The following is a 16,978-nucleotide window of genomic DNA, read 5'->3' as shown; positions in this document are numbered from 1 at the left end:
CACCGAGATAGGGAGTTCGCGCTGTGCCGTCCTTGCTGCACTACCAGATCGTCACGGATCCACCGTCGCTCCAGGCGTCGCTTCCCGGTGAGCCGTCCGTGGGGACGGTGTACATCATCGTCTCCAATACTCACCAATCCCCGGTGGATTGGGAGTACATCGATGTGGAGGTGCCGCTGGGCACCGACCCCTCTGACCTGAGCAACGATGTCAAGGCGGTCGTCACGAGCTACGAAAGGACGATCACGACTCCGCGTGATGACACGTTGGAATTCAAGTGGGACAGCAAACGGCGGCTCTTCCGGGCACAGTTCGACTGGACGCAGACCCCCACGAGGAGATACCCGGAACTGATCCACCACGGAGCTCTCATCCTGAAGCTGGAGAACATCCCGCTCACTGAGGGGTCAAGCCTGGTCCATGTGAAGATCCACGACAAGACCAAAGGCGGCGACAACGGGCCCCCGGCCATGGGGAGCGGGCACTTCACCACCACCCTCGGCCTGGTGAAGCAGACGCCGAGGGTCCCGCGCAACTTCCGGGCGGAGAAGTCCTTGGTGGACGGGGACGCGGGCGAGCAGCTCGCGCTGTTGTGGGACGGGCCCACCGATCTCGACTACTGGATCCTTGATCAGAGGGGGAACGAGGTCCACCACGAGCAGGCGAAGCCGGGACCGGCGGCTCATCTGCCGTTCCGCCCGCGGCTCAATGTCACTCCCAAGCGCGGCACCACCTACACCCTGGTCGCCAAACCCCGCGGCGTCGCCCATCACCAGGGGTACTTCCTCACCACCACCGTCCATGCGACCATCCCCGAGTTCGAGGGCGGTACGCGCACACAGTGGATCGAGGGGACGGCGAACAAGGGCCGCGCCGTCTTCACCTCGGATGGTGTGGACGTCCAAGCCCAGAACCACAGTGATCTGGGCAGACTGCGGGCCAAAACGGCCGACGTGGACTCTGTGATCACCAGGCTGGTTCAAGGGCGGAAGGACGAGGACGGCTGGATCACCTTCCCGGAGCGCGGCGTCAACGTGTACCACGGCCGTACCAGCACGCCGGGCGTCATCACGGCCGCGCGGGCCGACGTGGACGGCGTCAATACCACCTGGGCGGGCAGCCGCGACGCCGGTCAGGGCTGGATCGAGTTCTCCCAGCCCGGAGTCACCGTCCACAAGGACGGCACCCAGGACCGGGGCACCCTGAGCGCCGAAAAGGTCGACGTCAACGGCCTCAACACTAAGTGGGTCGGGGATCTCGACGGTGGCAAGGGCTGGATCGAGTTCCCGCAGTACGGAGTCGAGGTACACCAGGACGGCTCCTCCACCCAGGGGACCCTCCGCGCCGACTCGGCCGACATCAGCAACGGCGTCAACACCTCATGGGTCGGGGACCGCGCCCGCGAGAAGGGCTGGATCGAGTTCCCGGAGGACGGAATCGACGTCCGCAAGGAGGACGACGACTGGGGCACCGTCGCCGCAGGCCTGGCCAGCCTGAACGACGCCCGTGTGAAGGGGCTGCTCACCGTCCTGGGAGGCATGAACCTCAGTCACAAGGGCGAGAAAATGTTCAACACCATGCCGGACCGTATATGGGTCTCCGCCCAGACCGAGTTCAAGCAGACGATGAAAATCGTCGGGAATCTCTTTATCGACATGGGCAAATCGGGCGTCTCAATGACCAAAGCCGACGGAATGCTGGTAAGCGGCTGCAATTTCCAGCTCCAGCAGGGCGAACTCTCCATATCCACCGGCAACCCGCCACAGGTCCGCAAACTCTGACGGGCACGCCAAGCACTCCGACGTACGAGATCCAGGGCCCGTCCGGCTTCCGGCAGATCATCCCGAAGGGGACGGGCCCCCGGCCGTACGAAACGAAGACCGCCAACACCGCTACCTGCATCTTCGGCGTCGCCGTCGCCAGGGACAGCCCCCATTGCGCTCCTGCAACCACATCGCGGCGACCTGCGGATACGCCTCGGCCAGCGACACAGCCAACGAACGCGCAACGGCGTCCCCCTCCTCGATCCGCCAGCCAGGCTCTCCCCGACTCGGCCTTCCAACGATCGAGCAGGCCGACGGAGACGCGCCAGGCCGCCCGGCGGCTCTCCTACTCCGCGCCGTCCTCGTCGTCATCGAGCCCGGCCGTGTCCGGGTCCCGCTGCGGGCGCAGGGTGCCGCCCGGCGGCTGAGTGGCGGTGAAGCTGTAGCGGCCCAGGCAGTTGAGGTTCTTCTGCTTGAGCGGGGACAGCCGCGCGACGTCCTCGTCGCGGATCTCGTGGCCCTCGGCCCGGAGCTGGGCGACCGCGGCGGCGATGTACATGCCACAGGCCGAGCGCCTGGAGCTGATCGGGCGCCTTCTCACCGAAGCGAGCCTGCCCCTGCGAGTCCGGGTCGCGGGAGGCATCGTCCTGCTCCATGCCCCAGCCGCTCAGCCGCGTCGTCCGCCTCACGCTGGACGACATCACCCGCGCCCAGCACCAGACCCTTCTCCGGCTCGGCGAGCTGCCGTCCCCTGTTCCCGAACCGCTCGCGGATCTCCTGTTCCGCTGGATCGACAGCCGGGACAACATGAACAACGCGACCAACCACGCCTGCCGGTGGCTGTTCCCCGGCCGCCGAGTCGGGCAACCGCTCCACCCCCCCGTCGACCTACCCCTCCCCGGGCTCCACCACGTCCGCCACCACGCAACTCACGTTGTCCGGGCCACCCGACTCGTTCGCCTTGGTGATCAGGGCACGAACTGCCGCCTCGGGTACAGGAGTCGACGAGAGGATGCACTTGACCTCCGTGGTGTCCACGACCGACGACAGCCCGTCGGAGCACAGCAGGTAACGGTCACCGGGCTGGGCATCCTGGAGACGCAAGTCCGGTTCCGCCGTGCCCAAGGCTTTGAGGAGCAGGGCGCGTTGGGGGTGGGTGGTGGCCTCCTCGGGGGTCAGGCGGCCCTCGTCGATCAACGACTGGACGTGGGTGTGGTCGTGGGTGATCTGGAAGAGCGCGTCGTCACGGAGCAGGTAGGCGCGCGAGTCCCCGATGTGCACAAGGGCGAGCTGTGACCCGGTCCAGAGCATCGCCGTCAGCGTCGTGCCGTCGTCGGCAGTCGCCGCGACGTCACGTACCGCCTGTGTCGCGCCCTGCACTGCGTCGTCCAGCACGTTCAGCACGCTGCCCGCGGGAAGCGTCTCGCGGTCCAGGATCTTCAGCGCCTCCACGGCGGCCGTGGACGCGTGCGCCCCGCCGGAACCGAAGCCGTCGGCCACGGCGAGGACGCGGGTGCCCGCGTAGGCGGTGTCCTGGTTGGCCGGGCGGACCAGTCCGGTGTCGGAGAGGGCGGCGTAACGGAGTTCCAGCATGGCGGTGTCCTTCCCTGAGGTGCCTGTGAGGTGGTTCACGAGGAACGTCGCCAGGTCCCGGCGGTTAGCCGTCTCGGCCTCGACCTGCGCCCAGTACGCCCGGATCTCCCGGCCCGCGGCGGGCCCGTCCAGAGCGCACACCTGTCGGATCCGGGCCAGCGGCATCCCCAGCCGCCGCAGCCACGCCACCAGCCGTGCCTGCTCCAGCTGTTCCACGGCGTAGTAGCGGTACCCGGTCTCCGGGTCCACCCGGGCGGGCCGCAGCAACTCCAGCTCGTCGTACAGCCGCAGCGCCTTCGGCGAGAGCCGGCACGCCTTGGCGAAGGCACCGATCGTCAGCATGCCCACGGGTCCCCCTCGGTCCTGGCCTCGGCCGTTCCTCGTTCCGTTCTTGATGCTGGGGCTTCACCGAAGGGGAAGGTCAAACGGGTTGCCTCGGTTGCGGGGGCCGTGGTCAGCTTCGTTGGCTTCGCGGGCCGGAGCCGGTGCGCCCGCGCCCGCGCAGAACGGTCGCATACACAACAGCCGTACGAGGATGGAGCCCCGTGACAGACACCCCCCGTATAGCGCTCGTCACCTACGACCCCGGGCCCGAGGCGCACAAGGATCTCGATCTGCCGGTGCTGCTGCGGGAGCTGGCCGCGGCCGGGGCCGAGGCGACCGCCGCGTACTGGGACGATCCGGAGACCGACTGGGCCGGTTACGACCTCGTGGTCATACGGTCTACCTGGGACTACTGCTGGCGTGCAGAGGAGTTCGCGGCCTGGGTGACGCGGTGCGGGAAGGCGACGCGGCTCGCGAATCCGGGGGACGTGGTGCTCTGGAACACCGACAAGCGGTACCTCGGGGATCTGGCGGTGGCCGGGGTGCCCGTCGTGCCGACCCGGTATCTCGCACCCGGTGACGCCCCCGACCTCCCGGACGACCAGGAGTACGTCGTGAAGCCCACGTCCGGAGCGGGCGCCCGGTACGCCGCGCGCTACACGCCCGCGGACAGGGAGACGGCCGTACGACACCTCGCTCGCATGCACGCGGAAGGGTTCACCGCGATGGTGCAGCCGTACATGCGCGGCATCGACGTCACCGGTGAGCGGGCGCTGCAGTACTTCGGCGGGCGGCTGCTGCACGCCAGCCGCAAGGGAGCGGTCCTCGCCCCCGGCACGGCGTACGACGCGGACAAGGTGCCCCACCCCGACCTGGAGCCCTGGACCCCGTCCCCGGCCGAACTCCACGTCGCCGAGCGCGCGCTGGCCTCCGTACCGGGCGGCTCCGAACTGCTGTACGCCCGGGTCGACCTGATCCTCGGGGACGACGGCGAACCCCGCGTCATGGAACTGGAGTTGATCGAGCCGGCCCTCTTCCTCGATCTGCACCCGGCTTCGATGCCGAGGGTGGCGGAGGCGATCCTGGCGGCGGCGGGCGCGTAGGGCGTCCATGTTCCACGTCTCGGACCGGGCAGGCGGCGCACCCGGCCCGGTCGTAAGGCGCTGGTTCGATGCACTGCGAAGAGCCGATGAACGTCGCCGATCGGTAAACGTAGACGTACTGATTGAGGACGTTGATCGAAGGCGACGGATGGCTCAGGTAACGATCACTCCGCTGATCTGGGGTTTTTGCGCTGGTTGGCATTGAAGCGCGCTTTCTTCTGACGATTCCCACACGTGTTCATGTCACACCATTTGCGAGTGCGGCTTTGGCTGGTGTCGAAGAAGGCGGCTTGGCAGGTTGGTGATGCGCACAAGGCCAGTTTTCCGTCTCGTTCGCCTGCGATGATGCTGATCGCGTCGGCGGCGATCACGCTGAGGGCATCTTCCACGCAGGAAGCCGAGCTGAGCCGCCATCGCCGTTCACCCTCGGGCGTCAGGACAGCCGCGGCCCGACCCTGAGCGCTGCAGTCATTGATAACTTGGACAGCAGATGCAGGGAGAGCGTCCTGGATCGCGGCCGCTGTCGCGGCGGCGTGAATCGACTCCCTCAGTTCCCGAGCGAGGTCGAGCTGGGCAGTGGTGCAGGAGTCCACCGCGAGGCCGCTCACTGCCAGCCAGTCGACGAGTCGGTGCGGCGTGGGAATGCGCTCCACAGCGTTGCCATGACGCTCCGACAGAGTCCCCGTGAAGCTGGTCGCCAGCACTTTACCGAGGCGGAAGTCAGGGAATCCAGCACGCATGGAACCACCTTAGCTGGTTGCGGCATGGCTCGGAGAACTGCTAGAACCGCCTTAGCCGGTTCGCGATAGGTCCTAGCCGGTTCCGCGATGGCCAGGAGGTCTCATGCCCCGTCCAACCAGCGACGTGCAAGCATTTGAAGCCCACGCAACGGACGCCGACCTCGACGATCTGCGCGCGCGACTGGCCGCTGCGCGACTACCGGAGGCCGAGACGGTCCATCGCGCCGCGCCCGACCCTCACCGATGGGCACAGGGCGTTCCGCTCGCCGACCTCGTCGATGTCGTGAACTACTGGCGCACCGGGTACGACTGGCGGTCGTTCGAAGCACGCCTCAACCGGATCGGCCAGTTCCGCACGACCATTGATGATCTGGGAATCCACTTCCTGCACCGCCGATCCGCGCGCGCAGACGCCACTCCTCTGATCTTGACGCACGGCTGGCCGGGCAGCATTGCCGAGTTCATCGATGTAGTGGACGAGCTGGCAGATCCGAAAGATGCAGACGCGCCGGCGTTCCACGTCGTGGTCCCGTCGCTGCCAGGCTTTGGTTACAGCGACAAGCCGGCCACCACCGGGTGGGGAACCGAAAAGATCGCGGCCGCGTGGGTGGAACTGATGGGAAGGCTCGGCTACAGCAAGTTCGCAGCCCACGGCGGCGACTGGGGAGGCAATATCACCACGGTTCTCGGTGGCAGGTTCCCGGCGCACGTTCTCGGCATTCACACACTGTTCGCGGAGGCACCGCCCGGGTTGACAACGGACGGGCTGACGGCTGCCGAGCGCAAGTGGACCGAGGATACCCGTGATTTCTGGCGCCACCGCGCGGCGTACGCGAAACAGCAGGCGACCCGACCACAGACCATCGGCTACTCGCTCGTCGACTCACCGGTCGGGCTTCTCGCCTGGATCCTCGACAAGTTCGCCGAGTGGTCGGACACCGAAGACAGCCCGTTCGAGACGATCTCCAGAGACCGCGTCCTTGACGACGTCACCCTGTATTGGCTGACACGGACCGGCGCATCGGCGGCCCGCATTTACTACGAAAGCCACAACTCGCTCGACCCCGAACTTCGGGTCGACGTCCCGTCAGCAATCACCATGTATCCCCGCGACATCGAGAAGAGCCCGCGCCCCTGGGCACAGGAGCGGTACCGACAGATCGTCCGATGGGGGTCCCCCGAAACCGGGGGACATTTCCCGTCGCTGGAGGTTCCCGAGTATTTCGTCAAAGACCTGCAAGAGGGCCTCGCGGCAGTGCTCGCCGCTCATCGGTGAACGCGGCTGGGTGCCCGCACTCGACCACCGCCTGATCCGGCTCAAGGCGTTGCCCGACGGCTTCCAGGCCGAGCTCATCAAGACGGCAGAACGTGGTCGGACAGGGCGCGGCGAAGATGGCATGGAGCATGTCGAGGTCTTTCGGACAGGCAGTGTGGGAAGAACTTCCATCCTGGAAGACCTCGACAGGAAACGTTGCGGTTCGCTGTCGCCGCTGGGCAGGTGCTTTCCGCGGTGGCGGGACGACGTGCGGGAACTGCTTCCAAGTTGAGCAGTGGTGGCGTCGGCGGTAGGAGTCCGTCGCGGGATTGGCAGATTTGGGCCGCTCTCGGCCTCTTCACGGCCGTCGGAGCTGGCCCAAATCTGCCAATCACCATCCTTGGCACTCCGCCTTGCCGCCATCCTCACCCGGGTACGTAGATGACAGGGCCGCAGAATCTGTCGTGAAGCCGACGTCCGGGGCGGGCGCCCGGTACGCCGCGCGCTACACGCCCGCGGACAGGGAGACGGCCGTACGGCACCTCGCGCGCATGCACGCGGAGGGGTTCACCGCGATGGTGCAGCCGTATATGCGCGGCATCGACGTCACCGGTGAGCGGGCACTGCAGTACTTCGGCGGGCGGCTGCTGCACGCCGGCCGCAAGGGAGCGGTCCTCGCCTCCGGCACGGCGTACGACGCGGACAAGGTGCCCCACCCGGACCTGGAGCCCTGGATTCCGTCCCCGGCCGAGCTCCTGCGAAGCAGCGGGCTCAGCGGAGGCAGCACCCGGACGCCCCACAACACCCGCCTGTTCAGCGGAGTGTGGGCGCCGGTCCCAGAGTGCGGCCACGGATCAGCGTCCCCGGGAGCAGTTCGTGCCGGGGCCGGGTCCGCTCCTCAAGTTGGGCGCGCATCACTTCGACGGCCCGGCGGGCCGCGTCCTCCACCGGGATGCGGACGGTGGTGAAGCCCAGCAGATCGATGCCCGGCAGGATGCCGTCGAAGCCGGTGAGCGAGAGATCTTCCGGCACCCTCAGACCGGCTTCCTGCGCGAGCGGCAGGAAGGCCAGCAGCCTGAAGTCCGAGGGGAACATCGCGGCGGTGATCCGGCCCGCACGGCACAGCGCGACGATCTCGCGCCCGCCCTCGCCTTGGCTGCCGAAGGTGGGCGAGGAGACCTGGTGCACCCGTACCCCACGCTCGGTCAGCCCCCGCGCCATCGCCGCGCCGCGCCGGTGCTCGGAGACCGAGTGCTCGGGCACCACCACCGCGGCGCTGCGGTGGCCCGCCGCTGCCACGGCGTGGGCGAGCAGGTCGGCGTTGTGGTCCTCGTCGTAGGAGACGCCGTGGATGTCGGGGTGGGACTCCGGTCGGCCGACGACCACGACTGGCACCAGGTCGAGGAAGGGTTCGAGCATCTCCGCGCTGATGACGCCGGTGGCGACGAACATGCCGCCGACGCGCAGCCCGAGCAGCCGGTTGAGCGCCTGGCGTTCGAAGTGCGCGCCCTCGTTGCGTGAGGGCGCCACGGTGACCATCTGCAGGCCGGCGCCGCTGACGTTGGCCTGCAGTTCGCTGAAGAGCAGACCGTAGGCGGGGTTGTCGGGGGCGCGCACCAGCAGGCCGAGGATGTCGGAGCCGCGCGCGGCCAGTGACCGCGCCATGGTGTTCGGAACGTAGCCGAGCCGCTCCGCGGCCGCGTAGACGGCCTGTCGGGTGTGCTCGGCCACGGGCGTCGAACCGTAGAAGACCCGCGAGGCCGTCGCCCGTGAGACCCCGGCCTCCACGGCAACCGCCGCCATGGTCACTTTCAGGGGTGAGGGGGCTTCGTTGTCCATGCTCGGTGCCACTTGGTCAGCCTATCCGCTGCTGCGCAGGCGCCGGCCGCCCCCACGTGCCGTACTCGCGCACGGCGGTGCCGCGGACCCGGTGCCGGTAGCGGCCGAGCAGGTCGGGCCAGTCGGTCTGGATGATGTCCGCGCCCATCTCCATGAGCCGGCCCCATCCGTCGTCCGGGTCGCCCACGACGGACGTGTGGTCGTCGATCCCGGCGTACAGCGGTACGCCGTCGGGAAGGTTGATCGCATTGAGCAGGCACAGCAGTCCCCGCTGGTGCATCTCGGCGATGACGGCGGGGTCGGCGAGTTCGTCCTTCGCGTGGCGCGCGATGAGTTCGACACCGACGAGGTTGATGTCCGGGTAGTCGAGGACGGCATCGAGGTCCGCGCGGGAGTGGACCATCGGCACGAACGGGTACTTGACCGGGTGTCGGCGCAGCTTGTCCAGCCACTGGTCATCGGCCGGGCTCTTGAGGACGAGTTGCCCGGCCATGTCGAACCGGTCGGCGAAGGGAAGCAGTTCGTCCCAGTACCACCAGGAACGGTCCACGTTGAACAGCGTCTCGCTGCGGAAGCGAGCGAAGACGTCGCCGAGTTCGGAGGGGCCGGCAGCGCGGTCGCTCCAGCCGTAGCGCAGCGCTCGGATCTCCTCGGCGCCGAGCGCGCGGATGTCGTCCGCGCGGTCGAAGGCGTGTTGCTCGAGGCCGTCGTGGAAGACGAAGAAGACTCCGTCCGCCGAGCGGATGACATCGAACTCGACCATGTCGGCGCCCTGGCGGAGCGCGGCCGTGATGGCGTCGGCGGTGTTCTCCGGCACATTGCCGAGCCCGGTGCCCCGGTGCACGCAGATGAGCGGGGTGCGCTGCGCGAGGTCGGTGTTGAGCAGCGCGTTGATGTCCTGGTATCGGGGGTGACCGAACATGGTGTTCTTGTGGATCCTTCAGTGTGAGGCGGTGGGGGTGGGCCGGGTGAGGGAGGCGGCGTCCGCGTCTGTGGCAGATGTGGGGTGGGCGGTACTCGGCCGGTCGCGTCGCGCGGTGCGCCGGCTGTCGGCGCGGCGGCCGTAGACGAACCACATCGCGAGGCCGGAGACGGCCATCAGGAGCACGGCGTAGACCAGGGTCAAGGCGGTGTTGTCGCTGGTGCCCTCGCTGCGGGTGGCGTTCTGGATGGCGATGCCGAGGGGTTCGTACAGCGGGTGGGCGAGGAAGACGGAGGTGTCGTAGTCGTCCAGCAGGCTGTTGAAGTTGAGCGCGCTGACAGCCGCGGCGGTGGGCAGCACCAGGGGCAGCAGGACGCGCCGGAAGGTGTGCGGGCCGCTCGCGCCGAGCAGGGTGGCGGCCTCCTCCAGGTTGTCCGGGATGCCCGCGTAGGTCGCCTTGAGCATGCGCAGCGTGATCGGGATCTTCGCCGCGATGTAGGCGATGGCGAGCAGCACCAGCGTGCCGGTCAGCACCGTGTCCCCGACCATGGCCCGGGGCACGGAGTAGGTGATGACCAGCCCGAGTGCGGTCAGCGTACTGGGCAGCATCCAGGGGATGTGCAGCAGGTACTCCACGGCGACGGTGACCGGGTTGACGTACTTCTGCAGTACCCGGGCCACGAACAGCATCAGGGCGATGACGACGCTCGCGGTGACGGCCGCGTACCCGATGCTCACCACGAACGGCCAGGAGGAGGCCGCGTCGGTCAGCACCTGGCGGTAGTTGGCGAGGGTGAAGCTGCCCGGGGTGATCCGGCCCGAGGCGATGGTCGAGGCGTTGGTGAACGAGAACACCACGATCAGCAGCGGCGGGATCAGGTAGACGGCGAACAGGGCGTAGGCCAGGACGTGCACGACGGCGTTGGCCACCGGGTTGGTGATCCGCTGTCTGCGCAGCGCCGAGGGCACCTTCGAGACGGAGAAGTACGTCCCGCCCGCCTGCATGCGGTTGAAGACCGTGAGCAGGATCAGCGTGGCCACGCCGAGGACGACGGCCAGGGTGGCGGCGAGATCGCGGGAGGAGGGAATTCCCGCGAAGGTGAGGATCATCGGCGTGATCGTCTGGAAGTCCCGTCCGCCGAGGACCTGCGGGGCCGCGAAGGCGGTCAGCCCGCCCAGGAAGGTCAGCACGGTCACGGCGAACAGCGTGGGCTTGAGTACCGGAAGCACCACTTGGCGCAGGATTCGCCAGGATGAGGCGCCGAGCTGCTGCGCGGCCTCGACGGTCTGGTGGTCCACCCGGGCCAGGGCCGAGGTGAGGAAGAGCAAGTGGTGGCTGGTGCCGGTGAGGGTCATCACCACCGCCACAGCCGGCCCACCGGAGAACCACGCCGGATCCATGCCCGGGAAGATGTCCAGGAGCAGACGGGTGGCGAAGCCGTGCTCACCGTAGACGAAGGTGTAGCCGGAGACGGCCACGACTCCCCCGTAGACCAGGGTGGTTGCGTAACCGAGCCACAGCAGACGGGCGCCGCGCAGGGCGAAGTAGCGGGTGGCGAGGACGATGAAGACGCCGACGACGTTGACCGTGACGGACAGGACCGCGGCCAGCAGGAAGCTGTTGAGCAGCGAGGCCCGGGCCCGGTCCGAGGACCACAGCTTGGCGAAGGCGCGCATACTGAACGAGCCGTCCGGAAAGAAGATCTCCCTCAGCATGACGAGGTTCGGGAAGACCAGGAAGGCGAAGACGAACCAGAGCAGCACCGCGCCGGTCACCAGGACCAGCGGCGAGCGAAGCATCCTCCGCGCGGAGCCGTTCACCGTCCCGCTCCCGCCGCCGCGAAGACGCCCGCTGATCCCGGGTACTGCAGGAGCGAAGCCGGATCGATCACGAGGTCGACCTGCTCCCCGGCAGCGGGATGCCAGCCGTCGTGGCCCGTCAGCACCGCCCGCAGGCTGCCGTGCTCGGCGCGCAGGCGGCAGACGTCGTGCATGCCGTGGTAGGTGTGCGATTCCACCGTCGCGGGCACGGCGATTCCCGCGTACGCGGCACCGGCACCGGCACGGGCCACCTTGACCTTCTCGATCCGCACATACGTGGGTGCGTCGACGTCGAGGCCGGAGGCACCACTTGCGGCGAGCGTGCCCACCATGGCGGGGCTTAGCCGGTTCACCTCGCCGACGAAGGTGCACACGAACTCGGTGGCCGAGCGCTCGTAGACCTCCCGCGGGGTGCCGATCTGCTCGATGCGGCCCTGGTCGAGTACCGCGATGCGGTCACTCATCGACAGGGCCTCGTCCTGGTCGTGCGTGACGTAGAGGGTGGTGATGCCGAACTGGCCCTGCAGTTCCTTGAGCTGCACGCGCAGCTGCCGGCGCAGCTTGGCGTCGAGATTGGACAGCGGCTCGTCGAGCAGCAGGACCTTGGGGCGCAGGACCAGAGCGCGGGCGATGGCCACCCGCTGTTGCTGGCCGCCGGAGAGTTCCGCGACCTGCTTGTCCAGCTGCTGCTGCGACAGATCGACCCGCTCGGCGATCTCGTTCACCCGGCGGTCGGTCTCGGCCTTGGACAGCTTCTGTACCCGCAGGCCGAAGGCGATGTTCTCCCTCACGTTCATGCTCGGGAACAGGGCGTAGTTCTGGAAGACCATGCCCACCTCGCGCTTGCCGCTGGGCAGATGGGTGATCTTCCGACCCGCCACGTGGATGTCGCCGGCGCTGAGGTCGGCAAAGCCGGCGAGCGCGCGCAGTGCGGTGCTCTTGCCGCAGCCGGAGGGGCCGAGCAGAGTGAAGAACTCCCCCTCCCTGACATGGAGGGAGAAGGCGGGCAGCGCCGTGAAGCTGTCGAACTTCACTGTCACGCCATCAAAGATGATCACGTGGGTCCTCGGGTCTGGTCTTGAGGGGCATGGGTGTGCCGGATGGGGCGGTGTGCCAGGGGTGGGCAGCCGCGCGGGGCGGGTGCCCCGCGCGGCACGGCTTCAGTTCGCCAGGTAGTCCAGCTCGATCTTCTCGATCCACTGGTCGAGGTGCTGGGCCACGAACGCCCAGTCGATGGCCTGCTCGGTGAAGGAGTCCGTCGCGCTGACGGCGGCCGGATCGGCCTGGGCCAGCGCGTCCTTGTTCGTCGGCACGGTCTGGAACTGCTTGGACCAGGCAGCCTGGACCTTCGCGCTGCCGAACCAGTCGATGAACTTCTTCGCCTCGGCGGACTTCTTCGTGCCCTTCACGAGCCCGACCTGCTGGACGACCATCGGGACACCGGGTTTCGGGTGCACGGCCTCGGTCGACACCTTGTACTGCTGCTCACGTGTGGCCTTGCCGGCCAGCCACATCTGCCCGGCGTCGACCTTGCCTGCCGCTATCTGCGCATACAGATCGGTGCCGGGGACCGCGGGGAGGCCGTCGTGGAAGTACGCCTTGACCGCGTCCCACCCGGCCTGGCTGACGCCGAGGTCGCCCTTGTCGTCGCGGTAGCGGCTGAGGATGCCCGCCAGGACCATCTGCGTGGTGGCTCCGCCGAGGTCGGAGGGCACTTCGTACCGCTTGGCGAACTGCTTCTTGGTCCACAGGTCGGGCCAGTCCGAAGGCGCCTGGTCCGGCTTGGTGTACGCGGCCTTGTTGTAGACCAGCATGACCGGCTCGCGGACGATCGGCCAGTACTCCTTGCCGGCCTCATCGCCCGCCGAGGCGTCCACCTTCCCGGCCCAGGACGGGGTGTAGGCGTCGAGGACCTGGGCCTTCTTCAGGCTCTCGAAGTAGACGTTGTTCAGACCAAAGGTGACATCGGCGATCGGGTTGGCCTTCTCGGCGAGCAGCCGGTTGCGGATGTCACCGCCGCCGAGGTCCACGAGCCGGAGCTTGAACCCGGCGTTGTCCGCCTCCTTCTTCAGCCAGTCACCACGTCCGTCCGACACAGAGTTGCTGTACACCACGAGAGTCTCGGGGGCGTCCGTCCCTGCCGTCGCGGTCGTGGACGGTGAGGTACACCCCGTGGCGATGAGTCCAGTGGCGAGCACCGCCACAGCGGCGGTGATGGTCTTGCGCATCGACGTCTTCCGTTCCGGTTCCTTGCCGCCCAGCGCGGCGAGTAGCTCCGATACGCGCCATGAACGCGCGTTCATCGAGGACTGAACACGCGTTCATCAACATCGCGGCAACGGAAGAATGAAGCATGGACATCACCAGGATGATGAACTGGCCGCTGTAGAGAGTCCCTGCGGATTCCGGTTCCCACGGGTGGTCGAACTGTTCGCTGAGCATCCGCCGACAACGCGATGCGCCGTGTCAGCCGTGGTAAGGCGTCAGGGTGTGTGCCCGCTCCATCCCGCCCTCGCGGTACCTCTCCGGGTCGGGCCCGGAGCAGACCTCGTCGACGGGCTCGGGGTGTAGCACCTGCATTGGGTCGGCACCGTGGGCGGACTGCTGCATCGCGTCCTCCAGCGGGGCCCGGCCGTGGGCTGGGGGCCCTTCTCCCGCTCGGCGGCCGGCCAGGCCCGCAGTCCGGCGTCATCCGCGAAGGCCGGCCCGACGGCCCCTTGGGTCACAGTGCCTCAGCGCCGCCCTCCTGCCGACGGGCACGCCAGGCGTACGCGGATTCCAGGGAGTCCGCGCTGATGGCTCTGGTCGCGGCCGTAATCGCCGCGCGACCGCGCCGGCGCCCCCTTGCGCAAACAACTCGGCGTCCCTCAACCGGACTTGATCCCGCTGAGCCCGCTGCTTCGCGGTCGGGCCGCCCCCATCGGGACACCGCATGACGCCGGGGCGCCCACCAGCGAGATCACCGTCGCCCCGGGCCGGAAACCTCAGTAGCGATCCGGTTGAGCCGGATTGTCGTTCACTGCAACCCAGGCGATCCGGCGTGTGTCTTCGGCGGACATGTGCCCCTGGCCCTCGTTACTGGCCGACCCTTCCGTCGATGCACTCGCGCAACAGGTCGGCGTGGCCGCAGTGGCGGGCGTACTCCTCGACCCTGTGGACCATCAACTCCCGCACTGAGGTCCCGTCCTTCCCCAGGCGCTCGCTCAGATCCGGGTGCTCGGCCAGCGCGGCGTCGGTCGCGGCCTGCTCGCGCGCCAGATCGGAGTAAGCGACGTCGACCACGGCCTGGTCGGCGACAGCTCCGTCGAAGTCCGCGTCACGCTCGCCGTACAGCTTCGGCAGCGGATCACCGTCGGTGATCCAGTTGCGCCAGTCCCGTTCCACCTCGGCGAGGTGGCGGAGCAGGCCGAGCAGTGACATCGTCGACGGCGGAACCGACCGACGGGCCAGTTGCTCCGCGTCCAGGCCCTCGCACTTCATCCGCAGGGTCGTGCGGTAGTCCTTCAGGTACTCCTGCAGCGTCGCGAGTTCGCCCTCCGGACCGGCTCCCTCACTGTTGCGGGGGTCGTCGTCCGGGTCGGCCCACATGTCGGGGTAGACGGTGGCCTGGGTCCATCGTGCGGGTTGGTCACTCATGGGTTGCATGGTCGTCGGCGAGGGGCAGAGCTCGCTACTTCTTTACTCCGCTGGCGAGATGCCGGCCTCGCAACCTGATCACTGTCGGCCGACACCCCGAGCAACGGTTGTGTCCACGGGCACGGTGTACGGCGGCTCTCTGTCGGCAGGGAAGTCCGCAAGTGCAACACATCTGCCGGAAGTGTCGCACTTCGGCTGGTACACCACACCTGTGGGCGCGGCCGGGGGCTGGGGCGTTGCTGCGGCGGACAGTTCGAACCACACGACCTTCCAGCCGGGTGTTCGGGAGTGGGTGGTGAGCGGGTAGCGGCCCCATGCGTCGGCCAGGGTTTCCACCAGGTAGAGGCCGCGGCCGAAGTCCTGGTCGGTGGTGCAGGGGAGGGGTCGGGCAGTTCGGGGTGGTTGTCCATGACTCCGATGCGTACGGCGTCGGGGTGGGAGTGGAGTCTGATGGTGACCGGTCCGTCGGAGTGCTTCACCGCGTTGGAGACCAGTTCCGAGGTCAGCAGTTCGGCTGTGTCGGTGAGTTCGTGGGGGCGGCCGTGTCCTAGGAGGGCTGTGCGGATGGTGTGGCGGGCGATGTGGGGGCTCGGGGGTCGTTGGGGAGTTGCAGGTGGCATTCCCAGGGGGCGGGTTCGGGCATGGGTGATCTCCGTTCCGGGTTAGGGGCGACAGTCGGTGGCTCGTCTCCCTGGCGCGGGCCCGTCCCTCCCAGGGGAGGAGTACGCGGGCAGGCTCGCGCGATGCACTGCCAACTGCTCTGTGTAGTTTGTGCGTTACTGAATGTACGCGATGCTGGGGCTAATTTGGCCCCGGTCCATGAAAATTGCGCACGATCGTGGCGGGGTCGTACAGGCAAGCGGAAGACTGAGCACGACCGCACGGGGAAGGAACGGCATGGCAGCAAGGACATCGCCCACAGAACGCCAGAAGCGGCTGGGCGTCGAGGTGCGGAAGATGCGCACGTCAGCGGGTGTCTCCGCGGAGTATGCCGCCGGGCTGCTCGGTGTGGACCGGGGAAAGATCTCGCACATCGAGTCCGGGGTGCGGGCGATCAGCCCGGAGCGGGTACGCACGCTCGCCTGTAATTGCGCGTGCGAGGACGAGCGGTACGTGGACGCGTTGGCCGAGATGGCTGAGCCCGGTCAGAAGGGGTGGTGGGACAAGTACCGGGGGTCATTGCCCCAAGGGTTGCTGGACATCGCCGAGTTGGAGGCGCACGCCGTGCGGATGCGGGCCGCGTACTCCATGCACGTGCCTGGCCTGCTTCAGACCTCGGACCATGCTCTTGCCGTCTTCCGCGTCGTGATCCCACAGCTGCCGGAGCACGAGATCGCCCTGCGCCTGGCCCACCGGGTTGAACGGCAGCACGTACTGGACAGTGATAACTCACCCGACTTCGTCGCCATCGTGCACGAGGCCGCGCTCCGGATGCGGTTCGGCGGACGTGCGGTGGCCCGTGCCCAGCTTGACCATCTGCTGAAGAAGTCCGAGCAGGAGCACATCATGCTGCTGGTCATCCCGTTCGCGGCGGGCGCGTTCCCTGGCGCGGGGCAGACCGTGTTGTATGCGGAAGGCGCCGTCGCGCAGCTCGACACTGTGCAGATCGACAGCTCTCACGGGCCTGAATTCCTTCACGCGGAGGCCCAGTTGGCGAAGTACCGTGCCCATCTGGACTGGATGGAGCGCATCGCGCTGTCTCCGACGGCGTCGCGCGACTTCATCCGTGAGATCGCCAACAGCCTTTGAGGAGCACTGATGGACAACGCGACGATCACGTGGGAAGAGCCCTTCTGCGGTGAGGGCAACTCCTGCTTCCGCCTCGGCACCGACGACACCGGCAACGCCTACATCGCCATAGCCGGCGCCGAGGAGCACCACCTCACGGACAGCCGGGAGGCACTCCGCACACTCATCCTGGACATCAAGGCAGGCAAGGCGGACCACCTTCTCTGAAGCCCGTGCCCCGAATCGGAGCAGCG

At 67.9% G+C, this 16,978-nt stretch carries 15 protein-coding genes and 2 pseudogenes; 7 read left to right on the top strand and 10 right to left on the bottom strand.

The features are described 5' to 3' along the window. Nucleotides 1-23 precede the first annotated feature (23 nt). Nucleotides 24-1,781: a hypothetical protein gene (locus tag E0500_RS00170; RefSeq protein WP_131568446.1), complete on the top strand. Its 1,758-nt coding sequence runs from the start codon at nucleotides 24-26 to the stop codon at nucleotides 1,779-1,781. A 328-nt stretch (nucleotides 1,782-2,109) separates the two neighbouring features. On the opposite strand, the pseudogene E0500_RS00165 reads toward E0500_RS00170, so the two are convergent. Together E0500_RS00165 and E0500_RS00160 are read right to left on the bottom strand one after the other, a co-directional pair. Continuing rightward, nucleotides 2,110-2,319 (bottom strand): annotated as a pseudogene (locus E0500_RS00165) (Tn3 family transposase); the annotation flags it as partial. 332 nt (nucleotides 2,320-2,651) lie between these two features. Further along, nucleotides 2,652-3,704, bottom strand: a complete 1,053-nt coding sequence (locus tag E0500_RS00160) for a MerR family transcriptional regulator (protein WP_131568448.1) — start codon at nucleotides 3,702-3,704, stop codon at nucleotides 2,652-2,654. A 197-nt stretch (nucleotides 3,705-3,901) separates the two neighbouring features. Here E0500_RS00160 and E0500_RS00155 point away from each other — a divergent pair, with 197 nt between their 5' ends. Next, entirely contained in the window at nucleotides 3,902-4,783 is an 882-nt protein-coding gene (locus E0500_RS00155; protein WP_131568450.1) for a RimK family alpha-L-glutamate ligase, read from the top strand. A 164-nt stretch (nucleotides 4,784-4,947) separates the two neighbouring features. Here E0500_RS00155 and E0500_RS00150 read toward each other — a convergent pair whose 3' ends face one another. Then, nucleotides 4,948-5,523 (bottom strand): ABATE domain-containing protein, encoded by a 576-nt coding sequence (locus tag E0500_RS00150; RefSeq protein ID WP_131568452.1) that lies wholly within the window; start codon nucleotides 5,521-5,523, stop codon nucleotides 4,948-4,950. Between the two features lie 103 nt (nucleotides 5,524-5,626). Here E0500_RS00150 and E0500_RS00145 point away from each other — a divergent pair, with 103 nt between their 5' ends. From E0500_RS00145 to E0500_RS43410, 3 genes and pseudogenes are all read left to right on the top strand, one after another. Then, nucleotides 5,627-6,799, top strand: coding sequence for an epoxide hydrolase family protein (locus tag E0500_RS00145; RefSeq protein WP_131568454.1), 1,173 nt, complete (start codon nucleotides 5,627-5,629; stop codon nucleotides 6,797-6,799). 10 nt (nucleotides 6,800-6,809) lie between these two features. After that, nucleotides 6,810-7,070: a hypothetical protein gene (locus E0500_RS00140; RefSeq protein WP_165935143.1), complete on the top strand. Its 261-nt coding sequence runs from the start codon at nucleotides 6,810-6,812 to the stop codon at nucleotides 7,068-7,070. A 160-nt stretch (nucleotides 7,071-7,230) separates the two neighbouring features. After that, nucleotides 7,231-7,533, top strand: a pseudogene (locus tag E0500_RS43410) (hypothetical protein); the annotation flags it as partial. 58 nt (nucleotides 7,534-7,591) lie between these two features. Here the strand turns inward: E0500_RS43410 and E0500_RS00135 are convergent. The 7 genes from E0500_RS00135 to E0500_RS45285 all read right to left on the bottom strand — a co-directional run bounded on the left by E0500_RS00135 (nucleotide 7,592) and on the right by E0500_RS45285 (nucleotide 15,616). Continuing rightward, nucleotides 7,592-8,629 (bottom strand): LacI family DNA-binding transcriptional regulator, encoded by a 1,038-nt coding sequence (locus E0500_RS00135; protein ID WP_131568458.1) that lies wholly within the window; start codon nucleotides 8,627-8,629, stop codon nucleotides 7,592-7,594. Nucleotides 8,630-8,633: 4 nt separating this feature from the next. Then, nucleotides 8,634-9,539, bottom strand: coding sequence for a glycerophosphodiester phosphodiesterase family protein (locus E0500_RS00130; RefSeq protein ID WP_131568460.1), 906 nt, complete (start codon nucleotides 9,537-9,539; stop codon nucleotides 8,634-8,636). Nucleotides 9,540-9,557: 18 nt separating this feature from the next. Further along, entirely contained in the window at nucleotides 9,558-11,360 is a 1,803-nt protein-coding gene (locus E0500_RS00125; RefSeq protein WP_220140413.1) for an iron ABC transporter permease, read from the bottom strand. Beyond that, nucleotides 11,357-12,400, bottom strand: coding sequence for an ABC transporter ATP-binding protein (locus E0500_RS00120; protein WP_220140412.1), 1,044 nt, complete (start codon nucleotides 12,398-12,400; stop codon nucleotides 11,357-11,359). Before E0500_RS00120 ends, E0500_RS00125 begins: the two co-directional genes overlap by 4 nt. A 120-nt stretch (nucleotides 12,401-12,520) precedes the next feature. After that, nucleotides 12,521-13,663, bottom strand: coding sequence for an extracellular solute-binding protein (locus E0500_RS00115; RefSeq protein ID WP_220140411.1), 1,143 nt, complete (start codon nucleotides 13,661-13,663; stop codon nucleotides 12,521-12,523). Nucleotides 13,664-14,435: 772 nt separating this feature from the next. Next, nucleotides 14,436-15,005, bottom strand: coding sequence for a DinB family protein (locus E0500_RS00110; protein WP_131572004.1), 570 nt, complete (start codon nucleotides 15,003-15,005; stop codon nucleotides 14,436-14,438). After that, a complete protein-coding gene (locus tag E0500_RS45285) occupies nucleotides 14,993-15,616 on the bottom strand; it encodes an ATP-binding protein (protein WP_399118280.1) in 624 nt (207 codons plus the stop codon). The genes E0500_RS00110 and E0500_RS45285 overlap by 13 nt, the downstream gene beginning before the upstream one ends. A gap of 277 nt (nucleotides 15,617-15,893) precedes the next feature. Between E0500_RS45285 and E0500_RS00100 the strand changes: the two genes are divergently transcribed. Together E0500_RS00100 and E0500_RS00095 are read left to right on the top strand one after the other, a co-directional pair. Next, on the top strand, nucleotides 15,894-16,745 hold the full coding sequence (locus E0500_RS00100) for a helix-turn-helix transcriptional regulator (RefSeq protein WP_131572332.1): 852 nt from the start codon (nucleotides 15,894-15,896) through the stop codon (nucleotides 16,743-16,745). Nucleotides 16,746-16,754: 9 nt separating this feature from the next. Further along, nucleotides 16,755-16,952, top strand: a complete 198-nt coding sequence (locus E0500_RS00095) for a hypothetical protein (RefSeq protein WP_131572333.1) — start codon at nucleotides 16,755-16,757, stop codon at nucleotides 16,950-16,952. The last annotated feature ends 26 nt before the right edge of the window (nucleotides 16,953-16,978 follow it).

Source organism: Streptomyces sp. KM273126 (genome assembly GCF_004337435.2).
In the GTDB taxonomy this organism is placed as follows: Bacteria; Actinomycetota; Actinomycetes; order Streptomycetales; family Streptomycetaceae; genus Streptomyces; species Streptomyces acidicola.
This window is presented reverse-complemented; position numbering and strand designations above follow the sequence as displayed.

Bases quoted from the DNA above. Each gene is read 5' to 3' on its own strand.
- E0500_RS00110 (WP_131572004.1), bottom strand. From the start codon at position 15,005: ATGCAACCCATGAGTGACCAACCCGCACGATGGACCCAGGCCACCGTC.
- E0500_RS00100 (WP_131572332.1), top strand. From the start codon at position 15,894: ATGGCAGCAAGGACATCGCCCACAGAACGCCAGAAGCGGCTGGGCGTC.
- E0500_RS00130 (WP_131568460.1), bottom strand. From the start codon at position 9,539: ATGTTCGGTCACCCCCGATACCAGGACATCAACGCGCTGCTCAACACC.
- E0500_RS45285 (WP_399118280.1), bottom strand. From the start codon at position 15,616: ATGCCACCTGCAACTCCCCAACGACCCCCGAGCCCCCACATCGCCCGC.
- E0500_RS00095 (WP_131572333.1), top strand. From the start codon at position 16,755: ATGGACAACGCGACGATCACGTGGGAAGAGCCCTTCTGCGGTGAGGGC.
- E0500_RS00150 (WP_131568452.1), bottom strand. From the start codon at position 5,523: ATGCGTGCTGGATTCCCTGACTTCCGCCTCGGTAAAGTGCTGGCGACC.
- E0500_RS00115 (WP_220140411.1), bottom strand. From the start codon at position 13,663: ATGAACGCGCGTTCATGGCGCGTATCGGAGCTACTCGCCGCGCTGGGC.
- E0500_RS00145 (WP_131568454.1), top strand. From the start codon at position 5,627: ATGCCCCGTCCAACCAGCGACGTGCAAGCATTTGAAGCCCACGCAACG.